Annotated in this window: 21 protein-coding genes; 10 read left to right on the plus strand and 11 right to left on the minus strand. The window is 69.9% G+C overall.

From position 1 onward, the window contains the following. Positions 1-24: 24 nt before the first annotated feature. The 5 genes from ACTWQR_RS01260 to ACTWQR_RS01280 all read right to left on the minus strand — a co-directional run bounded on the left by ACTWQR_RS01260 (position 25) and on the right by ACTWQR_RS01280 (position 4436). A complete protein-coding gene (locus ACTWQR_RS01260) occupies positions 25-795 on the minus strand; it encodes an amino acid ABC transporter ATP-binding protein (protein WP_443224945.1) in 771 nt (256 codons plus the stop codon). Continuing rightward, the gene (locus tag ACTWQR_RS01265; RefSeq protein WP_443224946.1) at positions 792-1706 is read right to left on the minus strand and encodes an amino acid ABC transporter permease; all 915 of its coding nucleotides are present in this window, start codon (positions 1704-1706) and stop codon (positions 792-794) included. The genes ACTWQR_RS01260 and ACTWQR_RS01265 overlap by 4 nt, the downstream gene beginning before the upstream one ends. After that, positions 1703-2578, minus strand: a complete 876-nt coding sequence (locus tag ACTWQR_RS01270; RefSeq protein WP_443224947.1) for an ABC transporter substrate-binding protein — start codon at positions 2576-2578, stop codon at positions 1703-1705. Before ACTWQR_RS01270 ends, ACTWQR_RS01265 begins: the two co-directional genes overlap by 4 nt. A gap of 463 nt (positions 2579-3041) precedes the next feature. Further along, positions 3042-3698 (minus strand): MBL fold metallo-hydrolase, encoded by a 657-nt coding sequence (locus ACTWQR_RS01275; RefSeq protein ID WP_443224948.1) that lies wholly within the window; start codon positions 3696-3698, stop codon positions 3042-3044. Positions 3699-3707: 9 nt separating this feature from the next. Continuing rightward, entirely contained in the window at positions 3708-4436 is a 729-nt protein-coding gene (locus tag ACTWQR_RS01280) for a maleylpyruvate isomerase family mycothiol-dependent enzyme (protein ID WP_443224949.1), read from the minus strand. 223 nt (positions 4437-4659) lie between these two features. Here ACTWQR_RS01280 and uvrA point away from each other — a divergent pair, with 223 nt between their 5' ends. Continuing rightward, the gene (uvrA, locus tag ACTWQR_RS01285; protein ID WP_443224950.1) at positions 4660-7725 is read left to right on the plus strand and encodes an excinuclease ABC subunit UvrA; all 3066 of its coding nucleotides are present in this window, start codon (positions 4660-4662) and stop codon (positions 7723-7725) included. Positions 7726-7856: 131 nt separating this feature from the next. Here uvrA and ACTWQR_RS01290 read toward each other — a convergent pair whose 3' ends face one another. Then, positions 7857-8426, minus strand: coding sequence for a YceI family protein (locus ACTWQR_RS01290; protein WP_443224951.1), 570 nt, complete (start codon positions 8424-8426; stop codon positions 7857-7859). 101 nt (positions 8427-8527) lie between these two features. Between ACTWQR_RS01290 and ACTWQR_RS01295 the strand changes: the two genes are divergently transcribed. Continuing rightward, entirely contained in the window at positions 8528-9382 is an 855-nt protein-coding gene (locus ACTWQR_RS01295; protein ID WP_443224952.1) for a helix-turn-helix domain-containing protein, read from the plus strand. Between the two features lie 56 nt (positions 9383-9438). Here the strand turns inward: ACTWQR_RS01295 and ACTWQR_RS01300 are convergent, their stop codons facing one another. The 4 genes from ACTWQR_RS01300 to ACTWQR_RS01315 all read right to left on the minus strand — a co-directional run bounded on the left by ACTWQR_RS01300 (position 9439) and on the right by ACTWQR_RS01315 (position 13059). Further along, positions 9439-10350 carry a carbohydrate kinase family protein gene (locus ACTWQR_RS01300; protein ID WP_443224953.1) on the minus strand — a complete coding sequence of 304 codons (912 nt, stop codon included), beginning with the start codon at positions 10348-10350 and terminating at the stop codon, positions 9439-9441. Continuing rightward, positions 10347-11378 carry a LacI family DNA-binding transcriptional regulator gene (locus ACTWQR_RS01305; RefSeq protein WP_443224954.1) on the minus strand — a complete coding sequence of 344 codons (1032 nt, stop codon included), beginning with the start codon at positions 11376-11378 and terminating at the stop codon, positions 10347-10349. The genes ACTWQR_RS01300 and ACTWQR_RS01305 overlap by 4 nt, the downstream gene beginning before the upstream one ends. A gap of 131 nt (positions 11379-11509) precedes the next feature. Continuing rightward, a complete protein-coding gene (locus ACTWQR_RS01310; protein WP_443224955.1) occupies positions 11510-12457 on the minus strand; it encodes a hypothetical protein in 948 nt (315 codons plus the stop codon). Positions 12458-12708: 251 nt separating this feature from the next. Continuing rightward, positions 12709-13059 carry a response regulator gene (locus tag ACTWQR_RS01315; protein WP_443224956.1) on the minus strand — a complete coding sequence of 117 codons (351 nt, stop codon included), beginning with the start codon at positions 13057-13059 and terminating at the stop codon, positions 12709-12711. A gap of 159 nt (positions 13060-13218) precedes the next feature. Here ACTWQR_RS01315 and ACTWQR_RS01320 point away from each other — a divergent pair, with 159 nt between their 5' ends. Then, positions 13219-14610 (plus strand): extracellular solute-binding protein, encoded by a 1392-nt coding sequence (locus ACTWQR_RS01320; protein WP_443224957.1) that lies wholly within the window; start codon positions 13219-13221, stop codon positions 14608-14610. After that, positions 14607-17429 (plus strand): PAS domain S-box protein, encoded by a 2823-nt coding sequence (locus tag ACTWQR_RS01325; RefSeq protein ID WP_443224958.1) that lies wholly within the window; start codon positions 14607-14609, stop codon positions 17427-17429. Before ACTWQR_RS01320 ends, ACTWQR_RS01325 begins: the two co-directional genes overlap by 4 nt. Positions 17430-17542: 113 nt before the next feature. Here the strand turns inward: ACTWQR_RS01325 and ACTWQR_RS01330 are convergent, their stop codons facing one another. After that, a complete protein-coding gene (locus ACTWQR_RS01330) occupies positions 17543-17794 on the minus strand; it encodes a hypothetical protein (protein ID WP_443224959.1) in 252 nt (83 codons plus the stop codon). Positions 17795-17945: 151 nt separating this feature from the next. On the opposite strand from ACTWQR_RS01330, the gene ACTWQR_RS01335 reads away from it, so the two are divergent. From ACTWQR_RS01335 to ACTWQR_RS01360, 6 genes are all read left to right on the plus strand, one after another. Next, a complete protein-coding gene (locus ACTWQR_RS01335) occupies positions 17946-18617 on the plus strand; it encodes a response regulator transcription factor (protein WP_443224960.1) in 672 nt (223 codons plus the stop codon). A gap of 90 nt (positions 18618-18707) precedes the next feature. Then, positions 18708-20753, plus strand: coding sequence for an excinuclease ABC subunit UvrC (gene uvrC / locus ACTWQR_RS01340; protein ID WP_443224961.1), 2046 nt, complete (start codon positions 18708-18710; stop codon positions 20751-20753). After that, positions 20750-21829, plus strand: coding sequence for an RNase adapter RapZ (rapZ, locus tag ACTWQR_RS01345; protein WP_443224962.1), 1080 nt, complete (start codon positions 20750-20752; stop codon positions 21827-21829). Before uvrC ends, rapZ begins: the two co-directional genes overlap by 4 nt. After that, the gene (locus ACTWQR_RS01350) at positions 21826-22869 is read left to right on the plus strand and encodes a gluconeogenesis factor YvcK family protein (protein WP_443224963.1); all 1044 of its coding nucleotides are present in this window, start codon (positions 21826-21828) and stop codon (positions 22867-22869) included. The genes rapZ and ACTWQR_RS01350 overlap by 4 nt, the downstream gene beginning before the upstream one ends. Continuing rightward, complete coding sequence (gene whiA / locus ACTWQR_RS01355) at positions 22860-23849, plus strand: DNA-binding protein WhiA (protein ID WP_443224964.1); 990 nt, start codon at positions 22860-22862, stop codon at positions 23847-23849. The genes ACTWQR_RS01350 and whiA overlap by 10 nt, the downstream gene beginning before the upstream one ends. Before the next feature lie 173 nt (positions 23850-24022). Then, on the plus strand, positions 24023-26974 hold the full coding sequence (locus tag ACTWQR_RS01360; RefSeq protein ID WP_443224965.1) for a M14 family zinc carboxypeptidase: 2952 nt from the start codon (positions 24023-24025) through the stop codon (positions 26972-26974). The last annotated feature ends 20 nt before the right edge of the window (positions 26975-26994 follow it).

The following is a 26994-nucleotide window of genomic DNA, read 5'->3' on the forward strand; positions in this document are numbered from 1 at the left end:
CCCGAGCCATGAACCCGCGGTCGGCTACAGCCGTCCCGCCTCCACGATCCGCCGCAGAAAGCGCCGCGTGCGCTCCTCCCGCGGGTCGCCGAAGACCTCCTCGGCCGTGCCGCGCTCCAGCACGACTCCGCCGTCCAGGAAGCACACCTGGTCCGCGACATCGCGGGCGAAGCCCATCTCGTGCGTGGCCAGCACCATGGTCATTCCGTCGCCCTTCAAGTCCCGGACGACGGCCAGGACTTCGCCCACGAGCTCCGGGTCGAGGGCGGCGGTGATCTCGTCGAGGAGCAGCAGCCGGGGGCGTACGGCCAGGGCACGGACGATCGCGGCCCGTTGCTGCTGGCCACCGCTCAGCCGGTCCGGGTACTCGCGCGCCTTGGCGCCGAGCCCGAGCCGGTCGAGCAGCTCACGGGCATACGTCTCCGCTTCCCCGCGGCTCACGCCGTGCACGCGGCGCGGGGCGAGCGTGATGTTCTCCAGGACGGTCATGTGCGGAAAGAGGTTGTACGCCTGGAAGACGACTCCGATCCGGCGGCGTACGGAGTCCTGGTCGGCCCGAGGGTCGGTGATCTCCTCGTCGTCCAGCCAGATCGCGCCGTCGTCGATCTCCTCCAGGAGGTTCGCACAGCGCAGCAGCGTCGACTTGCCGGAGCCGGAGGCCCCGATCAGCGCCGTAACCGTGTGCGGGGCGACCTCCAAGTCGACGTCCCGCAGGACGACCGAGCCGCCGAAGGTCTTGCGGACGGCCTCCATACGCAGCACCGGTACGTCGGAAGTCGTGGGTGTCTCGCTCATATGCTCCCTCCCTGCGCCTGTCGGCGGTCCATCCGGGCCGTGACCCAGTCCGTGAAGCGAGTCATCGGGATGGTCAGCGCGACGAAGATGAGTCCCGCGACGATGTACGGCGTGTAGTTGAGGCTGCGGCCCACGATGATGTCCGCGGCGCGCACGGCGTCGACCGCGCCGCCGATCGAGACGAGCCCGGTGTCCTTCTGAAGGGACACCAGGTCGTTGAGGAGTGGCGGCACCTGGCGGCGTACGGCCTGGGGCAGTACGACGTAGCGCAGCGACTGACGGTTGTTCAGCCCCAGCGAGCGGGCCGCGGCGCGCTGTGAGGGGTGGACGGACTCGATACCGGCGCGGAACACCTCGGCGACGTAAGCCGAATACGTCAGCGTGAGTGCCGTACCGCCGAGCAGCACCGGATCGACGGTGATGCCCTGCAGCCGCAGTGCCGGCACGCCCAGGACCACGATCATCAGGTTGATGATCAACGGAAGGCCGCGGAAGAAGTCGGTGTACGCGGCGGCCAGTGCCCGCACGGGGAAGAACACCGGGCCGCGCAGCGTACGGGCGACGGCGATCAGCATGCCGAGGACGAGGACCGCGGCGCCGCACACCAGCAGTAACCGGACGTTCAGCCACAGCCCTTCGAGGACCTTGGGGAACGCCTCGCGCGCGTACTCCGCGTTGAAGAACGTTTCCTTGGTGCGCGGCCAGCCGGGCGCGTTGACGACGACGAGGTAGAGGACGACGCCGGTCACGAGGGTGGACAGCGCGGCGATCGCCGTCGCCCGGCGGGCACGGGTGCGCTTGTAGCGCTCCCGCTCGATCCGCCGCCGCGACGGGACGTACGCCTCGCGCATGCCTCCCTCGCCGGAGCCTTCGCCGGAGTCCTCCCCCGACTCCTCCTTCACGACGGTCACTTGAGTACCGGTGCGTCGACGGCGTCGGACAGCCACTGCTTCTCGATGGAGGCCAGCGTGCCGTCCTCGCGCAGGGCGTCCACGGCGTCCGTCACGCACGACGTGAGTGCGCTGCCCTTGTCCAGGACGAGCCCGAACTGCTCGGGCTTGCCGCCAGTGTTCTCGAACTGCCCGACAATCCTCGCGTCCGTCACCTCGGCAGCCGTGATGTAGAACGCGGTCGGCAGGTCGACCACGATGGCGTCCACCTGGCCGTTCTTCAGCGCGGACTTGGCCTGGTCGTTCTTCGCGTACGCGGCCGGGTCCTGGGTCGGCTTCACCACGTCGTTGATGTAGTTGAGGCTGGTGGTGCCCACCTGGGCGCCCAGCTTCACGCCCTTGAGGTCGGCGATGCTCTTCGCCTTCGCGGCCTTGGAGTCCTTCAGCGCGATGACGGCCTGGCGTACGTCGTAGTAGCCGGAGGAGAAGTCGACGGCCCTCTTGCGCTCGTCGCTGATCGACACCTGGTTGATGTCGAAGTCGAAGGTCTTCTCGCCGGGCGCGAAGGCCTTGTTGAAGGGGACGGTCTGCCAGACGACGTCGCCTTCGGTGTAGCCGAGTTGCTTCGCCACGGCGTACGCGACGGCCGACTCGAAGCCCTTGCCGTTGGCCGGCTTGTCGTCCTTGAACCACGGCTCGTACGCGGGCTCGTCCGTCGCGATCGTCAGCTTCCCGGAGACCTCGGTGGCCAGTTTGCCCTTGGCACACGACGCGGCGGAGGGCTTGTCGGCGGCCTTCTCCTCAGGCTGCGGGGCGCAGCCGACGGCGACGGCGAGCAGAGCGACGGTGGCGGCGGACGCGGCACCACGCAGGGTGCTGAGGGCAAGATGCATGGCGGGAGAGTGACAGTGCGTGGGCCTGTCTGTCGAGGTCACAGGGGCAACTGTCCGCATAGTGGGAACGGGTGTTGCAATGCTGTGAACTGGTGTGGCGCCGACGACGCACCGTATGTCCGGTGGGCCGACCGGACGGGACGGCCGAGGCAACCGGGAGTGCCGGGGCGGTGGCCGCCGGACGTCGGCCACCGCTGCCAGGGCAGGGCCGCCGGCCGAGGGCGGGGATCGAAGGCCGGCGACCCGTCCGCTCAGGAGCCATCATCCTGTGCGGGACTGCCTCCAGTGGACCGCGTGCCCCCCATGCGCCGGGAGCGCGCGCGTGCCACCGGCGCGTGCGCTCGTTTCACACGGGGCGCGCGACGACGCGTGCGGCCGCCGACTTCACTTCCGGCGTCGGGCGACTCACCAACACGCTCGCGGTGTCAGGGAGTTCGCCAACGTGCCTTCTTCTTGGGGCGGTTCACCAGCCCCGCGCGTGCCACTCCGGCAGGTGCGGTCGCTCCGAGCCCAGCGTCGTGTCGTTGCCGTGCCCCGGGTAGACCCAGGTCTCGTCCGGAAGCACAGCGAAGATCTTCGTCTCGACGTCGTGGATGAGGCTGGCGAACGCTTTCGGATCCTTACGTGTGTTGCCCACACCACCCGGGAAGAGGCAGTCACCTGTGAACACATGAGGGTGACCGTGCGGGTCGTCGTAGACGAGCGCGATGGAGCCTGGTGTGTGCCCCACCAGATGGCGCACGGTCAGCTCCACGCGGCCCACCCGGATCGTGTCGCCGTCCTGGACCGGCACGTCCGTCGGTACCGGGATGCCGTCGACGTCGTCCCGTCCCGCGTACGTACGCGCGCCCGTGGCCGCCACGACCTCCGCGAGCGCCTGCCAGTGGTCGCCGTGCTGATGCGTGGTGACCACGGAGGCGATGCCGTCGTCGCCGATCAGCGTGAGCAGCGTCCCGGCGTCGTTGGCCGCGTCGATCAGCAGCTGCTCGTCCGTGGCCCGGCAGCGCAGCAAATAGGTGTTGTTGTCCATGGGGCCGACGGCGACCTTGGAGATCATCAGGTCCTGTAGCTCGTGCACATCCGCAGGCCCGCCGACCTTCACCGCTCCGCTGTACGTCATGGCGTCAGCCTATAGCGGGGGCAGTACGGGGAGCAGGCTGCCGTCGACACGCAGGGCCGAACCGTCGCGACGGCCGCAGAGCCAGCCGAGGAGGTCCGCCCGGCGGCCGCTGACCGTGATCTCGGGAAGAGGCGGCTGGTAGCCGCTCTCGACCTGCTCCTTCGAGAGGGACTCGACGGCTCCGGTGGGGATCATGCGGCCGTCGTCCTGCTTGATCAGCAGGGCCGGTACATCGGGGTGGCCCCGGAATCGCTCGGTAAGGAAGTTGATCTCGCGCTGAGTGAACTCCTCCGAGAGGTCCTCCAGCTCGTACCCGATCCCCAGATCCACGTGATGCAGCTCGACCTCGATCCACCGCCGGAACGGCACCCCGGACGCCGAGTCGGTGACTCCGTTGCGCAGTTCCACCGTGCGGGACCAGTCCGCGGGCGCGGTTCCCTTCTCCTGGAAGCGGGCCGCGCTCTCGCGGACGTCGGCGAGCTGCACGTCGAGAGGCCGTGGGGCGTCCCGCTCGATCTCGGCGTCCCGGGCGTCCCCGGAGATGTACATCGGCCGTCCTTCGAGGACGTTCACGAGTGCGTCCGCGTTGCGGGCGAGATGGGCCAGGACGTGGCCGCGGCTCCAGCCGGGCAGTCGCGACGGCTCGGCCAGCGAGGCGTTGTCCAATTTGGCGACTGCGGTGAGCAGCCGTTCGGTCGCGTCACGTACAGACGCCAGGTCGCGCACATGATCGTTCATGGGCCCGACGATAGTCCCGCCACCCGTTTGGGTGAAGGTGGTGGACCAGGCCCGCTAATCGAATGTGCGTGCTATAGGGTCGGGTGTGGCGTCAGGCATTCTTGGAGGTCCGGGATTGTTACCAACCAGGGAAACCAGACCGGCGCTGTCAGTGGCTCGCCCTAGTCTGTGAATGACGGGGGTCCCGCCCCTGTCACTTCTCTCAAGAAAGGTGCGGACCGGCGTGGCCGACCGTCTCATCGTCCGTGGCGCGCGCGAGCACAACCTGAAGAATGTCTCGCTCGACCTCCCGCGCGACTCGCTCATCGTCTTCACCGGGCTGTCCGGGTCGGGCAAGTCCTCGCTTGCGTTCGACACGATCTTCGCCGAGGGTCAGCGGAGGTACGTGGAGTCGCTCTCCTCGTACGCCCGCCAGTTCCTCGGGCAGATGGACAAGCCGGACGTCGACTTCATCGAGGGCCTGTCGCCGGCCGTCTCCATCGACCAGAAGTCGACCTCGCGCAACCCGCGCTCGACGGTCGGCACCATCACCGAGGTCTACGACTACCTCCGTCTGCTCTTCGCGCGCATCGGCAAGCCGCACTGCCCCGAGTGCGGCCGCCCGATCACGCGCCAGTCGCCGCATGCCATTGTCGACAAGGTCCTGGAGCTGCCCGAGGGAAGCCGCTTCCAGGTGCTGTCGCCGCTGGTGCGCGAGCGCAAGGGTGAGTTCGTCGACCTCTTCGCCGAGCTCCAGACCAAGGGGTACAGCCGTGCCCGGGTCGACGGCGAGACGATCCAGCTCACCGAGCCGCCCACGCTGAAGAAGCAGGAGAAGCACACCATCGAGGTGGTCGTCGACCGCCTCACGGTCAAGGAGGGTGCCAAGCGCCGCCTGACCGACTCCGTGGAGACCGCCCTCGGCCTCTCCGGAGGCATGGTCGTGCTCGACTTCGTCGACCTCCCCGCCGACGACCCCGAGCGCGAGCGCATGTACTCGGAGCACCTGTACTGCTCGTACGACGACCTCTCCTTCGAAGAGCTGGAGCCGCGCTCCTTCTCCTTCAACTCGCCCTTCGGCGCCTGCCCCGAGTGCACAGGCATTGGCACGCGGATGGAGGTCGACCCCGAACTGATCGTCCCGGACGAGGACAAGTCCCTCGACGAGGGCGCCATCCACCCCTGGTCGCACGGGCACACCAAGGACTACTTCGGGCGCCTCATCGGAGCCCTCGCGGACGCGCTGGGATTCCGGACCGACATCCCCTTCGCGGGCCTCCCGCAGCGCGCCAAGAAGGCCCTGATGTACGGGCACAAGACGCAGATCGAGGTCCGCTACCGGAACCGGTACGGCCGGGAGCGCGTGTACACCACGCCCTTCGAAGGGGCCGTCCCCTTCGTGAAGCGGCGGCACAGCGAGGCCGAGAGCGACGCGAGCCGCGAGCGCTTCGAGGGCTACATGCGCGAGGTGCCCTGCCCCACCTGTGAGGGAACCCGCCTCAAGCCGGTCGTCCTCGCGGTCACGGTCATGGGGAAGTCGATCGCCGCGGTCTCCGGCATGTCCATCAGCGACTGCGCGGACTTCCTGGGTGAGCTGAAGCTCGACGCGCGCGACAAGAAGATCGCTGAGCGCGTCCTGAAGGAGGTCAACGAGCGACTGCGGTTCCTCGTCGACGTCGGCCTCGACTACCTGTCGCTGAACCGCGCGGCGGGTACCCTCTCCGGCGGCGAGGCCCAGCGCATCCGCCTTGCGACCCAGATCGGCTCCGGCCTCGTAGGCGTCCTCTACGTGCTCGACGAGCCCTCCATCGGCCTGCACCAGCGCGACAACCACCGCCTCATCGAGACCCTGGTCCGGCTGCGCGACATGGGCAACACACTCATCGTCGTCGAGCACGACGAGGACACCATCAAGGTCGCCGACTGGATCGTAGACATCGGTCCCGGCGCGGGCGAGCACGGCGGCAGGGTCGTGCACAGCGGCTCACTGAAGGAACTGCTCGCCAACGAGGAGTCGCAGACCGGGCAGTACCTGTCCGGCAAGAAGGCCATCCCGCTGCCCGACATCCGGCGCCCGTGCGACCCGTCCCGGCAGCTGACTGTGCACGGCGCGCGCGAGAACAACCTGCAGGACATCGACGTGTCGTTCCCGCTGGGCGTCCTCACGGCCGTCACGGGCGTGTCGGGCTCCGGCAAGTCGACGCTGGTCAACGACATCCTTTACACGCACCTCGCCCGCGAACTGAACGGCGCCAGGAGCGTTCCCGGCCGCCACACGCGTGTGGACGGCGACGACCTCGTCGACAAGGTCGTGCACGTCGACCAGTCGCCCATCGGCCGCACACCCCGGTCGAACCCGGCGACGTACACCGGCGTCTTCGACCACGTCCGCAAGCTGTTCGCCGAGACGACCGAGGCGAAGGTCCGCGGCTACCTGCCCGGCCGGTTCTCCTTCAACGTCAAGGGCGGCCGCTGCGAGAACTGCTCCGGCGACGGCACGATCAAGATCGAGATGAACTTCCTCCCGGACGTGTACGTCCCGTGCGAGGTCTGCCACGGAGCGCGCTACAACCGGGAGACCTTGGAGGTCCACTACAAGGGCAAGTCCATCGCCGAGGTGCTGGACATGCCGATCGAGGAGGCCCGCCACTTCTTCGAGGCCGTCCCCGCGATCTCCCGCTACCTCAGGACCCTGAGCGACGTCGGCCTCGGCTATGTCCGACTCGGCCAGTCCGCGACCACCCTGTCCGGCGGTGAGGCCCAGCGCGTGAAGCTCGCCAGCGAGTTGCAGCGGCGCTCCACCGGACGCACGGTATACGTCCTCGACGAGCCGACCACCGGCCTGCACTTCGAGGACATCAGCAAGCTGCTCACCGTACTCTCCGGCCTGGTCGACAAGGGCAACACGGTCATCGTCATCGAGCACAACCTCGATGTCATCAAGACCGCCGACTGGGTCGTCGACATGGGTCCCGAAGGCGGCGCCGGCGGTGGCCTCGTCATCGCCGAGGGCACGCCCGAGCAGGTCGCCGGGGTCCCGGCCAGCCACACCGGCAAGTTCCTGCGTGAGGTCCTGGGCGCCGAGCGGATCAGCGACGGCACGCAGGTGAAGGCTCCGCGCAAGACGGCGGCCAAGAAGACGGTGGCCGTGGCCGCCACGTCGACGGCGAAGAAGACAGCGACGGCCAAGACCACGACGGCCAAGACCACGACGGCCAGAACCACCAACAACACGGCCACCAAGAAGGCGGCCGCGGTCACGAAGAAGGCGACCCCGGCGAAGAAGACGACACGCGCCAGGAAGGTCTGAGGCGGGTTCGCGCCACGTCGTACATCGCACATCACGGCACGCACGAACGCGCCGCGTTCCACGGGAACTCCCCGTGGAACGCGGCGCGTTGCACAGTCAGCCGCTCTGCCTCTACTTCTGGCGCTCTGCCTCTACTTCTGCCCCCGCGGCTCGACGAACTGCATGTCCAAGTGAATCTTGACCACGTCACCGAGCATCCCGCCGCCGAAGTCCAGACCGTAGTCGCTGCGCCGGATCTCGCCGGTCGCCTCGAAGCCCGCGTGCCTGCGGTTGTCGAGGACGGAGTCCACCACGCCGCCGAACTCCACGTCGAGCGCCACCGCTCGGGTCACCCCGCCGATGGTCAACTCGCCCTCCATGGACCACTCCTCGTCCTTCCCGGATACGCGAGTGGACCGATAGGTCATCGTCGGGCGGCTCGCCACGTCGAGCAGATCGGGAGAGCAGGTGTGCGCGTCACGATCGGGGTTGCCGGTGTCGATGGAGGCCAGGTCGATCTCGGCGCTCACCTTGGTGTCCTCGGCCGACTCACCCACGTACAGCTCGGCCTTCAACCCCCTGAAGCGGCCCCGCACCTTGGCGATGCCGAGGTGGCGGATCGTGAAGTTCACGGCGGAATGGAGGGGGTCGAGCTCCCAGTCGCCTGAGAGAAGCGGCAGAGCAGAAGCGGTCACAGCGGTCGGGGAGTTGTCGTTTGTCATGAGTCCCACTGTCAGAGAGACGCCGGACGGGAGGGAGACCGGGCGGAGGATGGTAGTGACAGGGCCACCATCCGGCGCTCACGCGTTGGTACGTTCAGAGGGTGAGCGACAACGAGTTGGGCACCTTCCTGCGTACCCGCCGTGAGGCGGTCACTCCCGCCGAGGTGGGGCTGCCCACCGGGTCCCGCCGTCGCACGCCGGGGTTGCGCCGCGCCGAGCTGGCCACGCTGGCCGGGGTGAGCGTCGAGTACCTCACCCGCCTCGAACAGGGCCGCGACCGCAATCCGTCGCCCCAGGTCCTCGGCGCACTGGCGGACGCGCTGCGGCTGGCCGTGCCCGACCGGATCCTGCTGCGCCGCCTGACGAAGGGAGCGGGCACCGACGCGGTGTTGTGCACCGCTGGCATGACCCCGAGCCGCGCGGTCCGTCCCACTACGCGCGCCCTGTTCGACCGGCTGGAGCCCGCTCCCGCCGTGCTGTTGAACTGGCTCGGCGAGATCCTCGTGTACACGACCGGGTATCAGCGGATCGCGGCCCCCTTGGGGCTGCTCGACGGCACGCACCCCAATGTCCTCCGGTACCTGTTCACCGACCAGCGGGCTCGCACCGCCTACGCGGACTGGGATCGCGTGGCCGACGAGCAGATCGCCGTCCTCAGGCACGAAGCCCCGCCCAACGACCCCTATGTGACCACGCTGACCGACGAGTTGACCATCACCGCCGGAGCTCTGTTCGCCGACCGGCTCGCGGCCGTACCCGTGATGCCCCGGCGCGCCGGGGCCGACCTCATCACCCACCCCGAAGCCGGCTCCCTGCGGCTCGCCTACGAGACACTCGCCCTGCCCGACGACGGCCAGCGCATGGTGGTGTACCTGCCCGCCGACGACACCACGGCCACCGCACTGGACCGCCTCAACGGCCGCCAGCCCGGCGCACTTCGAGCCGTCAACGGCTGACGGCCCGCAGGGCCCACCCGAACTGGACAGCTTCCCCGGTCCAGCTCGCGCGCCCTCTAGAAGGCGCCCAGCTCATGGGCGTACGGCGGCTCGGCGCCCGCCCGTGAGCAGGTGATCGCCGCGGCCCGCGCGGCGAACCGCAGCAACTCGGTCCAGCCCTCGGCGCCCAGGCCCGCCAGCGCGGGCCCGGACAGCGCGTCGCGGGCGGCGAGACCGTGCAGCAGCGCCGCGTTCACCGTGTCGCCCGCGCCGATCGTGTCCACCACGTCGACCGGTTCGCCCGGTACCGCGTACTCCGCGCCGTCGCGGGTGAAGACGGCCAGTCCGTCGCCGCCGCGGGTGACGACGACGGCCTCGGGCCCCGAGGCCAGCCACTCGCGCGGAGTGCCGCCCAGCCAGGACGCGTCCTCCTCGGACAGCTTGAGCAGTGACACCGACGGCAGCCAGCTCTTGAACCGGGCCCGGTAGGCGTCCGCGTCCGGGATCAGCCCTGCGCGGATGTTCGGGTCGAGCGCGGTGAACACGCCCCGCGCGGACGCGATCCGCATCAGCTCCTCGTACGCGCTCGCACCCGGCTCCAGAACGAGCGAACAGGTGCCGAAGGACACCGCCCTCGTCCCGTCCGGGAGTTGGTCCGGAGCCGAGAACAGCCGGTCCGCCGTGCCCTCGACATAGAAGGAGTAGGCGGCCGAACCGTCCGTGCCGATCGACGCGACGGCGAGGGTCGTCGGCTCGGTGCCGCGCTGCACGGACGCCACGTCGACGCCCGCCTCGCGCAGCCCGCCGAGCAGGGCCTCGCCGAAGGCGTCGGACGAGATCCGGGAGCAGAAGGCCGCGGGAGAACCGAGCCGGCCCAGCGCCACCGCCGTGTTGTACGGGCCTCCGCCGCGGCGCGGGTCGAGCCCCGCGAGCGCGCCGGCCTCACGGGGCACCAGGTCGATCAGGGCCTCACCGGCGACGACGATCACGAGTCGGATCCTTTCTCGGGGCAGCCGCACGAGGTGCGGTGAACGAAGTCGGAGGGCAGCCGGACCGTACGGGCCGTACGGCCGGGGTGGTCCAGGCGGTCCAGCAGCAGCCGTACGGCCTGGGTTCCGATGTCCTTGCTGGGCTGGGAGATCGCCGTCAGCCGGGGCGAGAAGAGGTCCGCCCAGGAGAAGTCGTCGAAGCAGCACAGGGCCAGGTCGCCGGGCACGGACAGGCCTCTCTCCCGCATGGCCCTGAGCGCTCCGATGGTCATCGCGTTGTTGGCGGTGACCAGCGCCGTCGGCGGTGCCGGGAGGGACAGCAGGGCGTCGGTCGCACGCTCGGCGGCCGCCGCCTCGGAGTTGCCGGGGACCACGAGACGTTCGTCGTACGCGAGTCCCGCGTACGCCAGACCGTGCCGGTATCCGGAGATCCGCTCGCTCGTGGTGCTGAGCCCCGGCAGGCCGGCGACCAGGCCGATCCGCTTGTGACCGAGCTCGGCGAGGTGGGTGACCAGGCGTTTGACGGGCTCGATGTTCTCCGCGCAGACCTGGTCGAACGTGAAGCCGGGCGCGAGACCGCCGTCGACCAGTCGGTCCAGGATGACGGTCGGTACGTCATGTCTCGCGAGGTAGCCGATGAGGTCGTGCGGGGTCGCGGAGGGCGCCACGATCATCCCGTCGACGCGTCGCTCGTGGAGCAGCTGGACGATCTTGCGCTCGTGCTCGGGCTCGTCGTGCGGGTCGGCGATGAGGAGGCTGTAGCCGCGCTCCAGCGCACCGGCCTCGACCCCTTGCAGGATCTCCGTGAAGTACGGGTTGCTGATTGCCGACACCGCGAGCCCGATGGACCGCGTGCGCGAGGTGACCAGGGATCTGGCCAGCGTGTTGGGCGTGTAGCCGAGTTCGTCGATGGCGTCGAGCACGGCCTGGCGTGTGGCCGGCCGCACCGGGCGCGTGTCGTTGAGTACATGCGAGACCGTCGCGACGGATACGCCCGCACTCCGGGCGACGTCGACCATGGTCGCCATGGTTGCGCCCCCTCTCTGCCCGCCAGGCGTTGTCCCGGGTCGGAAGGTACCCGATTCCGAGCGAGACGTAAACGCTTACGCAAGCGTTTACGTCTCCCGTCGGCAGTGGAGCTCGTCCCCGTCGCTCCCTGTCATTCCCAGTCCCACCCGATCCCCACGATCCCCGACCGCACCCGCGGCTCGACCATGTGCACGGACCGGTGATGGCCGCTCACGGCCAGTTCCTGGCGGCCGATCCGGGGTGCCGCCGCCGAGTGCTGGGTGAACCGGTGGCAGCGTACGGGCAGCGCGTCCTCGGCGAACCGCACCTGGAGGGCGTACTGCCCGCCCGAGAGGCTGAACCCGCGAACGTACTCGCTGGACGCGCCGGCCGTGCCGTCCTCGATGTCATAGCGGAACAGGAACGTGTCGCCCGTGCGCAGCCGCGTGTCGAAGAGCAACTCGGCCACGAGTACTCCGGTGCCGTCGTGCCAACGGACGCGTCCCGTACGGCAGTTCTCCAGGGCGTGCACCGTCATGCGGTCCGGAGCGCACCCCGGGTCACCGTGGTGGATGGCCACATAGCGGTCGATGCCGTCCTTGTCGGCGCGCACGATGTGGTGCGAGTCGCGCCCGAGCAGCTCGCGCCGGGAGCCGATGCGCACGCGTTCGTGGTGGCCGATGGTGTGCAGTCCGCCGTCGGGCGGTGAGTTCAGTTCGGCCAGCAGCTTCTCCAGGGCGCCCGAGGCCTCGACCAGGGAGCGGTACGAACGGGCCGCGGGGCGTTCCGTTTCGGGGTGCTCGTCGGCCTCGGCGAGCAGCCGTATCAGCGACTCCTCCGGTAGCTGGAGGATCTCCTCCAGGGCGCGTACGGCCCGCAGAGACTCGGGGCGCTGTGGGCGCCGGGCGCCCTGCTGCCAGTAACTGAGGCTCGTCACACCGACCTTGACCCCGTACCGCGTCAGATGGTGCTGTACGCGCTGCAGCGGCAGTCCACGGGCGGCGATCGCGGCGCGCAGGGCGACATGGAAGGGACCGCCCCGCAGGGCCGTCTCCAGCTCCGCCGTGGCGACGTCCGCGTGCTGTGTGCCGTGCCGCATGCAGGGGGCCTTTCTGTGAATGTCCACAACGGCCGGTCGGGCCGTTCGCGCAGTTCGGAGGGGGGCACCTGGTCGGCGTGCGGAGGATGTTCACATCCGTACGCCGTGGTTCCCGGTCCAAGTCACCCCGCATTGAAGCGTGTTGACCAGGCCCGGACAACACCTGATGCGCAACCGACAACACCTGAAGCGCACCTCGTTGTCCGAACGCGCTCCTCCAGTCCACGCCGCCGGGGCCTTCGGCGCCCGTCTCACGAACCGAGCAGGTCCCGGATCGCCCCCGCGGACAGCGCCGACTTGGGCAGGAAGCCGCGGGCGGGGCTGGCGGCCACCAGTTCCTGGAAGTCCTCCAGGCAGTGGGTGGAAACGAGGATCACCGCGGGCACGCTGTTCGCGAGTCGCCTCACCACGTCGATGCCGTTCTCGCCGTCCAGATCGAGATCGACGAGGGCGACGTCCGGGGCGAGTTCCAGTGCCCGCGCGACCGCCTCCGCGCCCGTTGAGGCGACGCCGACGACCTGAATCCCGCCACGCTCCAGCAGGACGCGCGCGGCTTCCAGGAAACGGGTGCTGTCATCGACGAGGAGACAGCGCATGGACATGCGGACAGCATGTCAACCGGCTGCCGCATTGGCTTTCCTGCTAGCCGGAAAGTGCTGACGTCCTGTGCCGGGAAAGTTCGTTCGTGCTTACGGAGCGCAGCGACGGGTCACGGGCGGTAGCATGACGCTGCCCTGAAGTGACCGTGTCCTGTCGGTCGGGTGGGGGTGCGCGATGAACTTGCTGGACAGGAATACCGGGACGCTCCGGACGCGCCGCGTGTTCCTCGCGGCGGTGATGTCCGCGCTCCTGTTCGTCGGCGGCTGCGGCGGGGGCGGGACGACGGCAAGCGCTCCGAGGAGCGTGCCGACACGACGTGCGACGGCAAGCTCGCAGGCACCACCGACATCACCGTGTGGTTCCACACCGGCCAGAGCGGTGAAGTCGACACGCTGCGCAGTCAGGTCAAGGACTTCAACGCCACGCAGAAGGCCGTCCGGGTCGAGCTGATCACGCTGCCCGAGGAGCGCCCGTACACGGATCTCGTCGAGTCCGCGGCCGCCAGCGGCGAACTGCCGGACCTGCTCGACTTCGACGGCCCGAACCTCTACAACTACGCATGGTCGGGCAAGTTGAAGCCGATCGACTCCTGTGTGCCAGAGAGCGTGAAGTCCGATCTGCTGCCCTCGATCCGCGAACAGGGCACCTACGCGGGCCGGTTGTGGGGCGTCGGCACCTTCGACTCCGGGCTCGGCCTCTACGTACGCCCTTCCGTCCTGAAGCAAGCCGGTATCCGCGTCCCGAGTGGCCCGGACGACGCCTGGACGGCCACCGAGCTGACCGGAATCCTGCGAAAGCTGCGCAAGGAGGGCTATGAAAAACCTCTCGACCTGTTCATCAACAACTCGGCCGGGGGCGACGAGTGGAACACGTACGGCTTCGCGCCCGCCGTCTGGTCGGCCGGCGGTGACCTCATCGCCCCGGGAAGCTTTCGGACGGCGGAGGGCTTCCTCAACGGGCCCGAGGCGGTCAGGGCGATGACCGCCATGCAGGGCTGGGCCCTGGAGGGGCTGATCGACCCGAACGAGGACGACAAGGCGTTCACCAAAGGGCGCAGTCCCATTTCCTGGCTGGGCCACTGGGTGTACGGCGAGTACACCGAGGCGTTCCCGGGGGATGTGAAGATCGTTCCGCTGCCCGACTTCGGCGAGGGGACTGTCACCGGGATGGGCTCCTGGCAGTGGGGTGTCACGGCGGGTTCCGTGGACGGGGACGCGGTGTGGCGGTTCCTCGCGTACCTCCTGAAGCCGCGGGAGGTTCTGCGCATGAGCCGGGCCAACGGCGCGATCCCGGCGACCGACAGCGCCGTCGCGCTCTCGCCGAGGTTCGCCGAGGGCGGCGCCGAGCACCTGTTCATCGAGCAGTTGAAGAGCGGCGTCGCACGGCCGCGGTCGCAGACCCCGGCCTATCCGGCGATCACCGAGGCCTTCTCGCGGGCCTACGCCGAGATCATGGTGGACGGTGCTCCCGTCAGGGCCGCCCTGGACGAGGCGGTCCGGCGCATCGACAAGGACCTGGCCGACCACCAGGGTTATCCGTCGACCGGGCGATGAGAACCCGCATACCCGGCATACGGGTACTCGACAGAACCAGGCCTGGCGGCACGGGGCGTGGCGGCCCGGGGCACGGGGGAGCCGTACCGGGCAGAACCGCGGGAGGGCCTGCCGGGCCGCCGCTGCTCGCCCGGCTGCGCGTCGGTACCAAGCTCCTGCTGCTGGTCCTGCTGCCGGTCTCCGGACTGCTCGCCTTCACGGTCTTCGCGGCCGTGGCGCAGTGGCGGGAGGCGCGCACCCTGCGGGACTTCGGGTCCGCCACGCGCGTCTCCTTCGGCATCGCCGAGCTCACCGAGGCCCTGGCCCGCGAGCGCCTCGCCGAGGTCCTCGTGGAGGTACGCCCGGACCGGCCGGGCGTGTCGGAGGAACGCGCCGCGGCCCGGCTGGCCACGGACCGGGCACTCACCGACGCGGGCGACAGTGCCGCCCGCGGCCGCACCGGGCGGCTCGACGTCCAGGGCCTGCTCGACGCGAAAGGCCGGCAACTCTTCGCGACCAGACTGGAGTCGAGCAGCGGCTCGTTCACCGGAACACAGATCGAGCGGAAGTACGCGAGCATCACCAACGACCTCCTGGACACCGTCCACGACCTCGACTCGAGCCGCCCCTCCCGGGACTCCGGCCAGTCCGCGGACGGCTACCTGGCCGCCCAGGAGGCCATCGAGGCCGCCGAGCGCGAACGCGTCGAACTGGCCGTCCTGTTCGCGTCGGCGGCCGCGGGAGCGAACGGCCGGACCACCGCCGACCGCTGGGAGACCTTGGAGGACGCCCATCTCGACAGGTTCCGGCAGAACGTGTCGGGGCAGCTCCAGGTGAGGCTGTCGAGCGTGCTGCTCCAGCCCGCGGGCCGCACCGTCCGCGCCACACGCGAAGCCCTCATCGCGGATGCCACCGAGAAACTGCCCTCCTTGGACCGCTGGCTGGCCGCGTCGACCGACCGCCTCACCGCCCTGCGCGGCATCGCGGACAGCGCCGCCGACGAGCTGGCCGCGGTCGCCGACCACGACCTGGAGGCCGCGAAGGACCGCGGAGAAAGCGAACTGGCCCTCTCCGTAGTGGTCCTTTTCGCCGTCACCGTCCTCGCCCTGGCCCTGCGCCGCTCGATCACCCGCCCCCTCACCGAGGTCTCCGAGGGCGCCAAGGCCCTCTCCGACGGCGACCTGTCGTACGACATCCGCTACGCGGGCCGCGACGAGATCGGCGACGTGGCCGACACCTTCCGCGAACTCCACGTGACCAGCGAGCGGCTCGCCGCCGAGATCCGCACCATGAACACGGCGATTGACGACAACCGGCTCGGTCACCGCGCCGACGTCGCCGCCTTCGACGGGACCTGGGCGCAGCTCCTGCGCGGCATGAACGGCACCATGGCGTCGTTCGCCGCGGCCCACGGGCGGCGCCACAAGGCCGAACAGGAGCTGGAGAGCATCTTCAACCTCTCCCTCGACCTGTTGGGCATCAGTGGTCTCGACGGCTACTTCAAGCGGGTGAATCCGGCGTTCGAGAGGACACTCGGCTACCCCGGCGAGACGCTGCTGTCCCGGCCGTACCTCGAATTCGTGCACAAGGAGGACCGGGAACGCACCCGCGCCATCGTCGACCGGCTGGCGACCGGCGTCGAAGTCGCGGAGTTCGAGAACCGCTATGTGCGCGGCGACGGCACGGAGTGCTGGCTCCAGTGGAGCTGCCGTCCGGTTCTCGACGAGGGCCTCATCTACGCCGCCGCACGGGACGTCACCGAGAGCCGCCGCGCCGCCCGGGAACAGGCGGCGCTGCGCAGCGTCGCCACCCTGGTGGCCCGCGGCGTCCCGCCGCACGAGGTGTTCACCGCCGTCGCGCGCGAGGTGGGGCTGCTGCTGAGCACGAGTTCCGCGGCCGTCCTGCGGTACGAGGCCGACGGCACCGCCACCGTCCTGGGCTCCGCCCGCACGACCGCGACGGAGGGCCAGGAGGCGGCGACGGCGGTGGCCGGGACACGGCGGGCGGCCCGCGTCGGCCGCTCCGTGGGAGCGCCGATCGTCGTCGACGACCGCCTGTGGGGTGCCGTCGTCGTGTCCGCCTCGCGCCCCGAACCGCTGCCCAGCGGAACCGAGTCACACCTCGCCGACTTCACCGAACTGATCGCCACCGCCATCGCCAACGCCGACAGCCGCGCCCAACTGGCCGCTTCACGCGCGCGCGTGGTGGCCACCGGCGACGCGTCCCGGCGGCGGATCGAGCGCGACCTGCACGACGGCGTCCAACAGCGCATGGTCTCGCTCCAACTGGACCTGCGGACGGCCGAGTCCATGACTGCGGACCAGCCGGCCGAACTCGTCGAGCAGCTGGCGCACATCAGCAAGGGCCTGGACGACGCCTTCGAGGATCTGCTGCAGATCTCCCGGGGCATCCACCCGGCCATCCTCTCCAAGGGCGGCCTGGGCCCGGCCCTGCGTGCCCTGGCCCGGCGGTCCGCCGTCCCCGTCGAGCTGGACCTGGAACTGCCGTCGAGTCGCCTCCCGGAACAGATCGAGGTGGCCGTCTACTACGTGACGTCCGAGTGCCTCACCAACGCCGCCAAGCACGCGCGCGCGAGCGTGGTCGAGGTGCGGGCGCGGACGTACGACGATGTCCTGGAGGTGGTCATCGGTGACGACGGGGTCGGGGGAGCGGAGCCGGGAGGCGGCTCAGGACTGGTCGGGCTCACCGACCGGGTCGAGGCGACCGGCGGCAGGCTGAGCGTCAGCAGCCCGCCGGGCGATGGCACGACGATGACCGTACGGCTGCCGCTGCCGGAGTTCTTGCCGGACGCGAGCGGTGGGCCGTCGCCGGACAGGTGAGGGCCCGGAGCGTACGCGGCGGAGGGTCCAACGAGGGGGAGTCCCGGACTCGGTGACCGCGTGCGCCCCGGGCGGTCTTTCACGGACGGTGAGGCAACCGTCCGGCTTCAGCTTCAGGGGCGGGGGGTCCCGCCGTGCTGTTCCGACTGCAGGCGTTTGGCGCGCACGACGTCGGGGTCTCGGGGGTCGAGGCCGGACAGCAGGCCGTCGGCGTGCCGCTCCTCGTCCGCGTAGCGGCGGGCGCGGACCGGCCGCCGTCGTTTTTCGATCCGCGTCTGTCGCATCTCTCGCAGCCCTTCGGTCATCGACCCGCCGCCCCTCGCTCGGGGCGGCCGGTCCACCTGCATCTGCACTGGTACGAGCATTGCCCCGAACTGTCTCCGTGTCGTCACGGCCAGCCCCCGAAACGGGTTCCGGTCATCCACCACTGCCCACCTCCAGCTAGCCGTAACCGGCCACGTCCGGCAGGCTGTTGGACGCGTACCGCACCGGACGGGCGAGCGGACGGGGAAAACGATGGACGCAGCACAGCGGCCCGCGCGCGGGAAGGTCGTCCTGGCCGATGACGACGTCCTGCTCAGGGAGGGTCTGGCCAGCCTCTGCGAACGTCTCGGATACGAGGTGGTGGGCCAGGCCGGCGACGCGGGCGCCCTCCTGGAGCTGGTCGCCGAACACCTCCCGGACCTGGTGATCGTCGACATAAGGATGCCCCCGACCCACTCCACCGAGGGACTCAAGGCGGCCCGCAGCATCCGCGAGCGCCATCCGGAGCTCGGCATCCTCGTCCTGTCCGCCTTCGTCGAGGTCGAGGACGCCCTGGAGCTGCTGGCCGGCGGCCGCCGGATCGGCTATCTGCTCAAGAGCCGGGTCACGGTCGTGGACGAGTTCATCGAGGCCGTTGACCGGATCAGCAAGGGCGGCTCGGTCGTCGATCCCTCCCTGGTGCACGAGCTGGTCTCGGCCCAGCGCCGCGACGACCCGCTGTCCTTCCTCAGCACCCGCGAGCGGGAGGTCCTGGAGCTCATGGCCGAGGGCCGCTCCAACGCCGGCATCGGCCGCCGCCTGTGGGTGACCGAGGGCACCGTCGAGAAGCACGTCCGCAGCATCCTGGGCAAACTGCACCTCCCGGAGGCCGCCGACGACCACCGCCGCGTGCTGGCCGTCCTCACCTTCCTGGAGACGCGATAGGAGGGAAGGACGGACCTGACCCGGATCAAGCCCGGGCGATGGGGCTGACAGGCCGTCGCTCTGTCACACCCCGCCAGTAGGGTGTGAGACATGGCCGACCCCTCCAGCTACCGCCCCAAGCCGGGACAGATCCCCGACTCGCCCGGGGTCTACAAATTCCGCGACGAGCACCGCCGGGTGATCTACGTCGGGAAGGCGAAGAGCCTGCGCCAGCGCCTGGCCAGCTACTTCCAGGACCTGGCGAACCTCCACCCGCGTACGCGCACGATGGTCACCACGGCCGCGGCGGTGGAGTGGACAGTGGTGTCCACGGAGGTCGAGGCGCTGCAGCTGGAGTACTCCTGGATCAAGGAGTACGACCCCCGGTTCAACGTCAAGTACCGCGACGACAAGAGCTATCCGTATCTCGCGGTCACCATGAACGAGCAGTTCCCCCGCGTGCAGGTGATGCGCGGCCAGAAGAAGAAGGGCGTGCGCTACTTCGGTCCGTACGGGCACGCGTGGGCGATCCGCGACACCGTGGACCTCCTGCTGCGCGTCTTTCCCGTACGGACGTGCTCGGCCGGCGTCTTCAAGAACGCCGCGCGCACCGGCCGCCCCTGCCTTCTCGGCTACATCGGCAAGTGCTCCGCCCCCTGCGTCGAGCGGATCTCCGCCGAGGACCACCGCGAACTCGCCGAGGAGTTCAGCGACTTCATGGCCGGCCGCACGGGGACGTACATCCGCCGTCTGGAGCGGCAGATGACGGACGCGGCCGAGGAGATGGAGTACGAGCGGGCGGCCCGCCTGCGCGACGACATCGAAGCCCTGAAGAAGGCCATGGAGAAGAGCGCGGTCGTGCTCGCCGACGCGACGGACGCCGATCTGATCGCGCTCGCCGAGGACGAGCTGGAAGCCGCCGTGCAGATCTTCCACGTACGGGGCGGCCGGGTGCGCGGTCAGCGCGGCTGGGTCACCGACAAGGTCGAGGCGGTCACCACGGGGGACCTCGTCGAGCACGCGCTCCAGCAGCTGTACGGGGAGGAGACCGGCGACTCCGTGCCCAAGGAGGTGCTCGTCCCGGCGCTGCCCGACCCCGTGGAGCCCGTCCAGGAGTGGCTCACCGAGCGGCGCGGTTCGAACGTGTCGCTACGGATCCCGCAGCGCGGCGACAAGAAGTCCCTCATGGAGACCGTGCAGCGCAACGCGTTCCAGGCGCTCGGGCTGCACAAGACCAAACGCGCCTCCGACCTGACCACCCGTTCACGGGCCCTGGAGGAGATCGCCGAGGCACTCGACCTGGACAGCGCGCCGCTGCGGATCGAGTGCTACGACATCTCGCACCTCCAGGGCGACGACGTGGTGGCGTCGATGGTGGTCTTCGAGGACGGGCTGCAGCGCAAGGGCGAGTACCGGCGCTTTCAGATCAAGGGCTTCGAGGGCCAGGACGACGTCCGGTCCATGCACGAGGTGATCACGCGCCGCTTCAAGCGCTACCTCGCCGACAAGGAGAAGACCGGTGAGTGGGCCGACGGCGAGACCGGGTTCACCGAGGAGGACGGGCGGCCCAAGCGGTTCGCGTACCCGCCGCAGCTCGTCGTCGTCGACGGCGGACAGCCGCAGGTCGCCGCCGCCCAGAAAGCCCTCGACGAGCTCGGCATCGACGACATCGCCGTCTGCGGCCTCGCCAAGCGACTCGAAGAGGTCTGGCTGCCCGGCGACGACGACCCGGTGGTGCTGCCACGCACCAGCGAGGGGCTCTATCTTCTTCAGCGTGTACGCGACGAGGCGCACCGCTTCGCGATCACCTACCAGCGCGCCAAGCGGGCCCGGCGCTTCAAGGCGAGCCCGCTGGACGACGTGCCGGGCCTCGGCGAGACGCGCAAGCAGACGCTGATCAAGCACTTCGGTTCGGTGAAAAAGCTGCGGTCCGCGACGATCGACCAGATCTGCGAGGTTCCCGGCATAGGCCGCAAGACGGCCGAGGCGATCGCGGTGGCCCTTGCCCAGGCGGCCCCGGCCGCACCCGCCGTGAACACGGCGACTGGAGAGATCATGGAAGACGTGGAAGACGGGGTACCCGAAACGATGGAGGGTTCCTCAGGGGAGCCCGTGTCCGCGGGCGCCTCGGACGATCGACGGGGGCAGGAGAGATGACCGAGCACGCGCACCAGCAAGAACCCTCGGCAGAGCAGGCGGCAGAGCACACCGCGGAAGCCGAGGAAGCGCACAAGGAAGCACGCGAAGATCACGTACGACGAGGATCAGAAGATCACGCGCAAAAAAACGCGGCCGACGAAGCGGCTGGGAAAGACGGAGAGCAAGTGAACACGGGCACGACCATCGAGACGGCGGCCGGCGTCCCAGAGGCGGCCATCCCGGAGCTGGTGATCATCTCCGGGATGTCGGGCGCGGGCCGGTCCACCGCCGCCAAGTGTCTGGAGGACCTCGGCTGGTTCGTCGTCGACAACCTGCCGCCGGCGCTGATCCCCACCATGGTGGAACTCGGCGCCCGCTCCCAGGGCAACGTGGCCAGGATCGCGGTCGTCGTGGACGTACGGGGCCGCCGCTTCTTCGACAACCTCCGCGAGTCCCTCGCCGACCTCGAGGCCAAGCACGTCACCCGGCGGATCGTCTTCCTGGAGTCCTCCGACGACGCCCTGGTGCGCCGGTTCGAGTCGGTGCGCCGCCCGCACCCCCTCCAGGGCGACGGCCGGATCGTCGACGGCATCGCCGCCGAGCGCGAGCTGCTGCGCGAGCTGCGCGGCGACGCCGACCTGGTGATCGACACCTCCAGCCTGAACGTGCATGAGCTGCGGGCCAAGATGGACGCCCAGTTCGCCGGCGAGGAGGAGCCCGAACTGCGGGCCACCGTGATGTCCTTCGGCTTCAAGTACGGGCTGCCGGTCGACGCCGACCTGGTCGTGGACATGCGCTTCCTGCCCAACCCGCACTGGGTGCCGGAGCTGCGCCAGTACACGGGCCTCAACGAGGAAGTGGCGGCGTACGTCTTCAACCAGCCCGGCGCCAAGGAGTTCCTCGACCGGTACGCCGAGCTGCTGCGCCTCATCCAGACCGGCTACCGCCGCGAGGGCAAGCGTTACGTGACCATCGCCGTCGGCTGCACCGGCGGCAAGCACCGCTCCGTCGCCACGTCGGAGAAGCTCGCCGCCCGCCTGGTGGCCGAGGGAGTGGAGACGGTCGTCGTCCACCGGGACATGGGCCGCGAATGACCGGACGCACTCTGCGGCTGAGCAGGCTGCGGCGGATCGGTCCCGAGGGCCGCGGCGGCAAGGTGCGTGCCCGCGGTGCGCAGCCCAAGGTCGTCGCGCTCGGCGGCGGCATGGGCCTGTCCGCGTCGCTCACTGCCCTGCGCCGCATCACCGGCGACCTCACCGCGGTCGTCACGGTCGCCGACGACGGCGGCTCCAGCGGACGCCTGCGCGACGAGCTGGGCGTACTCCCGCCCGGCGACCTGCGCAAGGCCCTGGCCGCGCTGTGCGGCGACGACGACTGGGGCCAGACCTGGGCCCGCGTCATCCAGCACCGCTTCCAGTCCAAGGGCGAGCTGCACGAGCACGCGGTCGGCAACCTGCTGATCGTCGCCCTGTGGGAGCAGCTCGGCGACCACGTCCAGGCCCTGGACCTGGTCGGCAGGCTACTGGGCGCGCACGGCCGTGTGCTGCCCATGTCCGCCGTACCGCTGGAGCTCCAGGCGCTGGTCAAGGGCCACGACCCGGAGCGGCCCGACGACATCGACACCGTCCGCGGCCAGGCCACCGTCGCGCTCACGCCCGGCGAGGTGCAGTCCGTGCACGTCGTGCCGCACGACCCGCCCGCCGTCCCCGAGGCCGTCGCCGCGGTCCGCGACGCCGACTGGGTGGTCCTCGGCCCAGGCTCCTGGTTCTCCTCGGTGATCCCGCATCTGCTCGTGCCCGAGCTGCTCGACGCCCTCATCGAGACGAAGGCACGCCGGGTCCTCTCCCTGAACCTCGCCCCGCAGCCGGGAGAAACCGAAGGCTTCTCTCCGCAGCGTCATTTGGAGGTTTTGGGACGACACGCCCCTAAACTCGCCCTGGACGTGGTGCTGGCCGACGAGGCCGCCGTGCCCGACCGCGATTTACTCACCGATGCCGCCCAGCGGTTCGGCGCCGCGGTCGAGCTGGCGCCGGTGGCCCGGACCGACGGGTCTCCGAGGCACGATCCGGAGCTGTTGGCCGCCGCGTACGACCGTATTTTTCGGATGCATGGAAGGATCGGCCCATGGCGATGACGGCAGCGGTGAAGGACGAAATCTCCCGGCTTCCCGTCACCCGGACCTGCTGCAGAAAGGCGGAGGTTTCCGCCATTCTGCGGTTCGCGGGCGGCCTTCACCTGGTGAGCGGCCGCATCGTGATCGAGGCGGAGCTGGACACCGCGATGGCGGCGCGTCGGCTGAAGCGGGACATCCTGGAGATCTTCGGCCACAGTTCGGAGCTGATCGTGATGGCGCCCGGCGGTCTGCGCCGCGGCTCCCGTTATGTCGTACGGGTCGTCGCGGGCGGCGACCAGCTGGCCCGCCAGACCGGGCTCGTGGACGGCCGCGGACGCCCGATCAGGGGTCTGCCGCCGCAGGTGGTCTCGGGGGCCACCTGCGACGCGGAGGCGGCCTGGCGAGGGGCGTTCCTGGCGCACGGCTCGCTGACAGAGCCGGGCCGGTCGTGCTCGTTGGAGGTGACGTGCCCCGGCCCCGAGGCGGCGCTCGCGCTGGTCGGCGCGGCGCGCAGGCTCCAGATCGCCAGCAAGGCCCGCGAAGTGCGCGGCGTCGACCGGGTTGTCGTCCGCGACGGTGACGCGATCGGCGCCCTCCTCACCCGCCTCGGCGCGCACGAGTCCGTGCTGGCCTGGGAGGAGCGGCGGATGCGCCGCGAGGTCCGCGCCACCGCCAACCGGCTCGCCAACTTCGACGACGCCAACCTGCGCCGCTCGGCCCGCGCCGCCGTCGCCGCCGGAGCCCGCGTGCAGCGCGCCCTGGAGATCCTCGGCGAGGAGGTCCCGGAGCACCTGGCCGCCGCCGGACGGCTGCGCATCGAGCACAAGCAGGCGTCCCTGGAGGAGCTGGGCGCGCTCGCCGACCCGCCGCTGACCAAGGACGCCGTCGCGGGCCGCATCCGCCGGCTGCTCGCCATGGCCGACAAGCGCGCCCAGGACCTCGGCATCCCGGGCACGGAGTCCACCCTCACCGAGGAGATGGCCGACAACCTCGCCGGCTGATCCTCGGACACCCCGTCAGCTGCCTTCGACAACCTCAACACGCCGGTGCGCACGCCCACTTGGGGCGACCGCACCGGCGTTTGGCTGTCCGCGACGCGCTCTTGACTTGATCATGATGTGTCATGAGCCTGGCATCTGTTCGCTGCTGTGGCGAACTACTGCAAGGGGGGCTCATGAGACGAAGAGCGAGATCGATCCTCGCTGCCGGCGCACTCCTGCTCAGCGGAGTGGCCATCGCGCCCATGGCACAGGCGGAGCCAGGCGCCGCGCCCGACCCGAACACGGACGAGGTCAAGGTGTTCCGCGCCGACGTCACGAAGGAACAGGTACCCCTGCTCCTCGCGGCGGGCCAGGACGGCCACGAACTGGGCGAACAGGCCCCGGAGAAGGGCACGGCCACGGTCGAGGTCTACCTCACCGACAAGCAGGCCGAAGCGCTGGAGAAGAAGGGCGTCGACCTCACCGAGCACAAGCTGTCGACGAAGGCACGCGCGCGCGTGGCCGCCGCGGGGGACGGCGTCTACCGGCAGTACAGCGGGGAGGGCAACCTCCAGGAGGAGATCGTCAAGACGGGCCAGGCGCACCCGTCCCTGACGAAGGTCGTCTCCATCGGCAAGACCCTCAAAGGACAGGACATCCTGGCCCTGAAGCTCACCAAGGGCGCCAAGAAGACCAAGGACGGCGCCAAACCCTCCGTGCTGTACCTGTCCAACCAGCACGCCCGTGAGTGGATAACGCCCGAGATGACGCGGCGCCTGATGCACCACTACCTGGACAACTACGGCAAGGACAAGCGCATCACCAAGCTCGTGGACTCCACGGAGCTGTGGTTCGTCCTCTCGGCCAACCCCGACGGCTACGACTTCACGTTCGACGCCGACGGCGACCGCCAGTGGCGCAAGAACATGCGGGACGTCAATGGCGACGGCGCCTGGACGGTGGGCGACGGCGTCGACCTCAACCGCAACTTCGCCTACAAGTGGGGCTACGACGACGAAGGCTCGTCCCCGTACCCCACCAGCCAGACCTACCGCGGCGCGAGCCCCGGCTCCGAGCCCGAGACCAAGGCTCTGGACGCCTTCCAGAAGCGCATCGACTTCGAGTACGGCATCAACTACCACTCCGCCGCCGAACTGATCCTCTACGGAGTCGGCTGGCAGGTGGCGACGCCGTCCCCCGACGACGTGGTCTACAAGTCCCTGGCCGGTACGCCCGAGAACCCGGCGATCCCCGGCTACCGCCCGCAGGTCTCCTCCGAGCTCTACACGACCAACGGCGAGGCCGACGGGCACGCGTCCAACGTCAACGGCACCTCGATGTTCACACCCGAGATGTCGACCTGCCAGACCGCGTCGAACGTCGACCCGAACGACGCCTGGAACGCGGCGGACTGCGAGTCGATCTTCACCTTCCCGGACGACGAGAAGCTGATCCAGCAGGAGTTCGAGAAGAACATCCCGTTCGCGCTCTCCGTCGCCGAGGCCGCTGCCAAGCCCGACCAGCCGAAGTCCCCGGTCGGCATCGACGCCCCCGACTTCAACCCGGCCACCTTCACGACCTCGTACTCCCGCGGCGCCGACCAGGAGATCTCCGTCGTCGCCCGAAAGTCCGTCCGCGACAAGGAGCTCAGGTACCGCGTCAACGGCGGCCGTACGGAGGACCAGGCGCTCGAGGCCTGGGACGGCGGCGAGACCTTCGGCGGCGAGGACAACCTCTACTTCGACGAGTACCGCGCGCCCGTGCAGGACGGAGAGCCGGGTGACAAGGTCGAGGTGTGGTTCACCGGCGAGACCCGAAGCGGAAAGCCCACCTCCAGTGAGCACTTCACGTACACGATCGCCGAACGGCCGCGCGCCGACACGCTGGTGATCGCCGAGGAGGGTGCCACCGCGACGCAGGCCCAGACGTACGTCGACGCCCTGAAGGCCAACGGCCGCAAGCCACTGGTCTGGGACGTCGCCGCACAGGGCGTACCGGACGCCCTCGGCGTCCTCGGCCACTTCAAGACGGTCGTCCACTACACAGGCGCCGACCGCCCCGGATCGGCCACCCAGCTCCAGCTGCGCGCCTACCTCAACGAGGGCGGCAAGCTGATCGAGGCGGGCGAGCAGGCGGGCGGCACCGTCGCTCTGCCGGGCGCCACCACGAACGACTTCAGCCAGTACTACCTCGGCGCCTACTCCCGTACGACGACGCCGGGCACCGCGGCCTTCGACGGCTCGGGCAAGCTCGCGGGCGCCGCGGGAGCACTCGGCGACGCGCCCGGCAACCCGCTGAACGCGGCAGGCGCGTACAGCGTCACCTCGGACACGCTGCCCGCCGACAGGTTCCCGCAGTTCGCGAGTGCGGGAGCGGGACAGTACCCGGGGACCGTCAATCCGTACGGCCCGTACGCGGGCGCGGCCATGGCGGCCGTCACGCACTCCGACTACGCCTGGAACCGCCTCACCCGCACCATCGACCTCACCGGAGTGAGCGCGGCCGACGCGCCCGCCCTGCGTACGAGGCTCCTGTGGGACACGGAGGAGGGCTACGACCACGCGGTGCTCGAAGCGCACACGGCCGGGGCCGACGACTGGACCACGCTCCCGGAGAAGGGCGGCGCCACCGGCACCGCCGTGCCCGCCGAGTGCGAGGCCGGGTACTTCATCCAGGCGCACCCCGCCCTCAAGCGCTATCTCACCGAGGGTTCGGCCGGCTGCACCCCCACCGGCACGAGCGGCTCCTGGAACAGCTTCACCGGAGCCTCAGAAGGCTGGCAGGAGGTCAACTTCGACCTCTCCGCGTACGCCGGAAAGACAGTGGAGATCTCCCTGAGCTACATCTCCGACCCGGGTACGGGCGGCCACGGAGTCCTCGCCGACAACGCCTCCGTGGTCATCGGCGGCACGGCAGGCGAGACCGAGGGCTTCGAGTCGTCGCTCGGAGCCTGGACCGTACCCGGACCGCCCGCGGGCAGCCCCGCCGTGGTCAAGGACTGGGGACGCTCGGGCGAGCTCTTCAAGACGTACGGAGCGGTCACCACGCGTGACACCGTGCTGCTCGGGTTCGGTCTGGAGCACGTCACCGCGGCGGCCGACCGCACGGCTCTGCTCGGCAAGGCGCTGGCGGCTCTGCGGAGCTGACACGCACAACACAGGGCGTC

It is taken from the genome of Streptomyces sp. 2A115 (genome assembly GCF_052245575.1).
Lineage (GTDB): Bacteria > Actinomycetota > Actinomycetes > Streptomycetales > Streptomycetaceae > Streptomyces.

Excerpts from the sequence above, each read along its gene's own strand:
- ACTWQR_RS01260 (WP_443224945.1), bottom strand. The coding sequence starts at position 795 with ATGAGCGAGACACCCACGACTTCCGACGTACCGGTGCTGCGTATGGAG.
- ACTWQR_RS01270 (WP_443224947.1), bottom strand. The coding sequence starts at position 2,578 with ATGCATCTTGCCCTCAGCACCCTGCGTGGTGCCGCGTCCGCCGCCACC.
- ACTWQR_RS01275 (WP_443224948.1), bottom strand. The coding sequence starts at position 3,698 with ATGACGTACAGCGGAGCGGTGAAGGTCGGCGGGCCTGCGGATGTGCAC.
- ACTWQR_RS01280 (WP_443224949.1), bottom strand. The coding sequence starts at position 4,436 with ATGAACGATCATGTGCGCGACCTGGCGTCTGTACGTGACGCGACCGAA.
- ACTWQR_RS01290 (WP_443224951.1), bottom strand. The coding sequence starts at position 8,426 with ATGACAAACGACAACTCCCCGACCGCTGTGACCGCTTCTGCTCTGCCG.
- ACTWQR_RS01305 (WP_443224954.1), bottom strand. The coding sequence starts at position 11,378 with ATGGCGACCATGGTCGACGTCGCCCGGAGTGCGGGCGTATCCGTCGCG.
- ACTWQR_RS01310 (WP_443224955.1), bottom strand. The coding sequence starts at position 12,457 with ATGCGGCACGGCACACAGCACGCGGACGTCGCCACGGCGGAGCTGGAG.
- ACTWQR_RS01315 (WP_443224956.1), bottom strand. The coding sequence starts at position 13,059 with ATGTCCATGCGCTGTCTCCTCGTCGATGACAGCACCCGTTTCCTGGAA.
- ACTWQR_RS01325 (WP_443224958.1), top strand. The coding sequence starts at position 14,607 with ATGAGAACCCGCATACCCGGCATACGGGTACTCGACAGAACCAGGCCT.
- ACTWQR_RS01330 (WP_443224959.1), bottom strand. The coding sequence starts at position 17,794 with ATGCTCGTACCAGTGCAGATGCAGGTGGACCGGCCGCCCCGAGCGAGG.
- ACTWQR_RS01335 (WP_443224960.1), top strand. The coding sequence starts at position 17,946 with ATGGACGCAGCACAGCGGCCCGCGCGCGGGAAGGTCGTCCTGGCCGAT.
- uvrC (WP_443224961.1), top strand. The coding sequence starts at position 18,708 with ATGGCCGACCCCTCCAGCTACCGCCCCAAGCCGGGACAGATCCCCGAC.
- rapZ (WP_443224962.1), top strand. The coding sequence starts at position 20,750 with ATGACCGAGCACGCGCACCAGCAAGAACCCTCGGCAGAGCAGGCGGCA.
- ACTWQR_RS01350 (WP_443224963.1), top strand. The coding sequence starts at position 21,826 with ATGACCGGACGCACTCTGCGGCTGAGCAGGCTGCGGCGGATCGGTCCC.
- whiA (WP_443224964.1), top strand. The coding sequence starts at position 22,860 with ATGGCGATGACGGCAGCGGTGAAGGACGAAATCTCCCGGCTTCCCGTC.
- ACTWQR_RS01360 (WP_443224965.1), top strand. The coding sequence starts at position 24,023 with ATGAGACGAAGAGCGAGATCGATCCTCGCTGCCGGCGCACTCCTGCTC.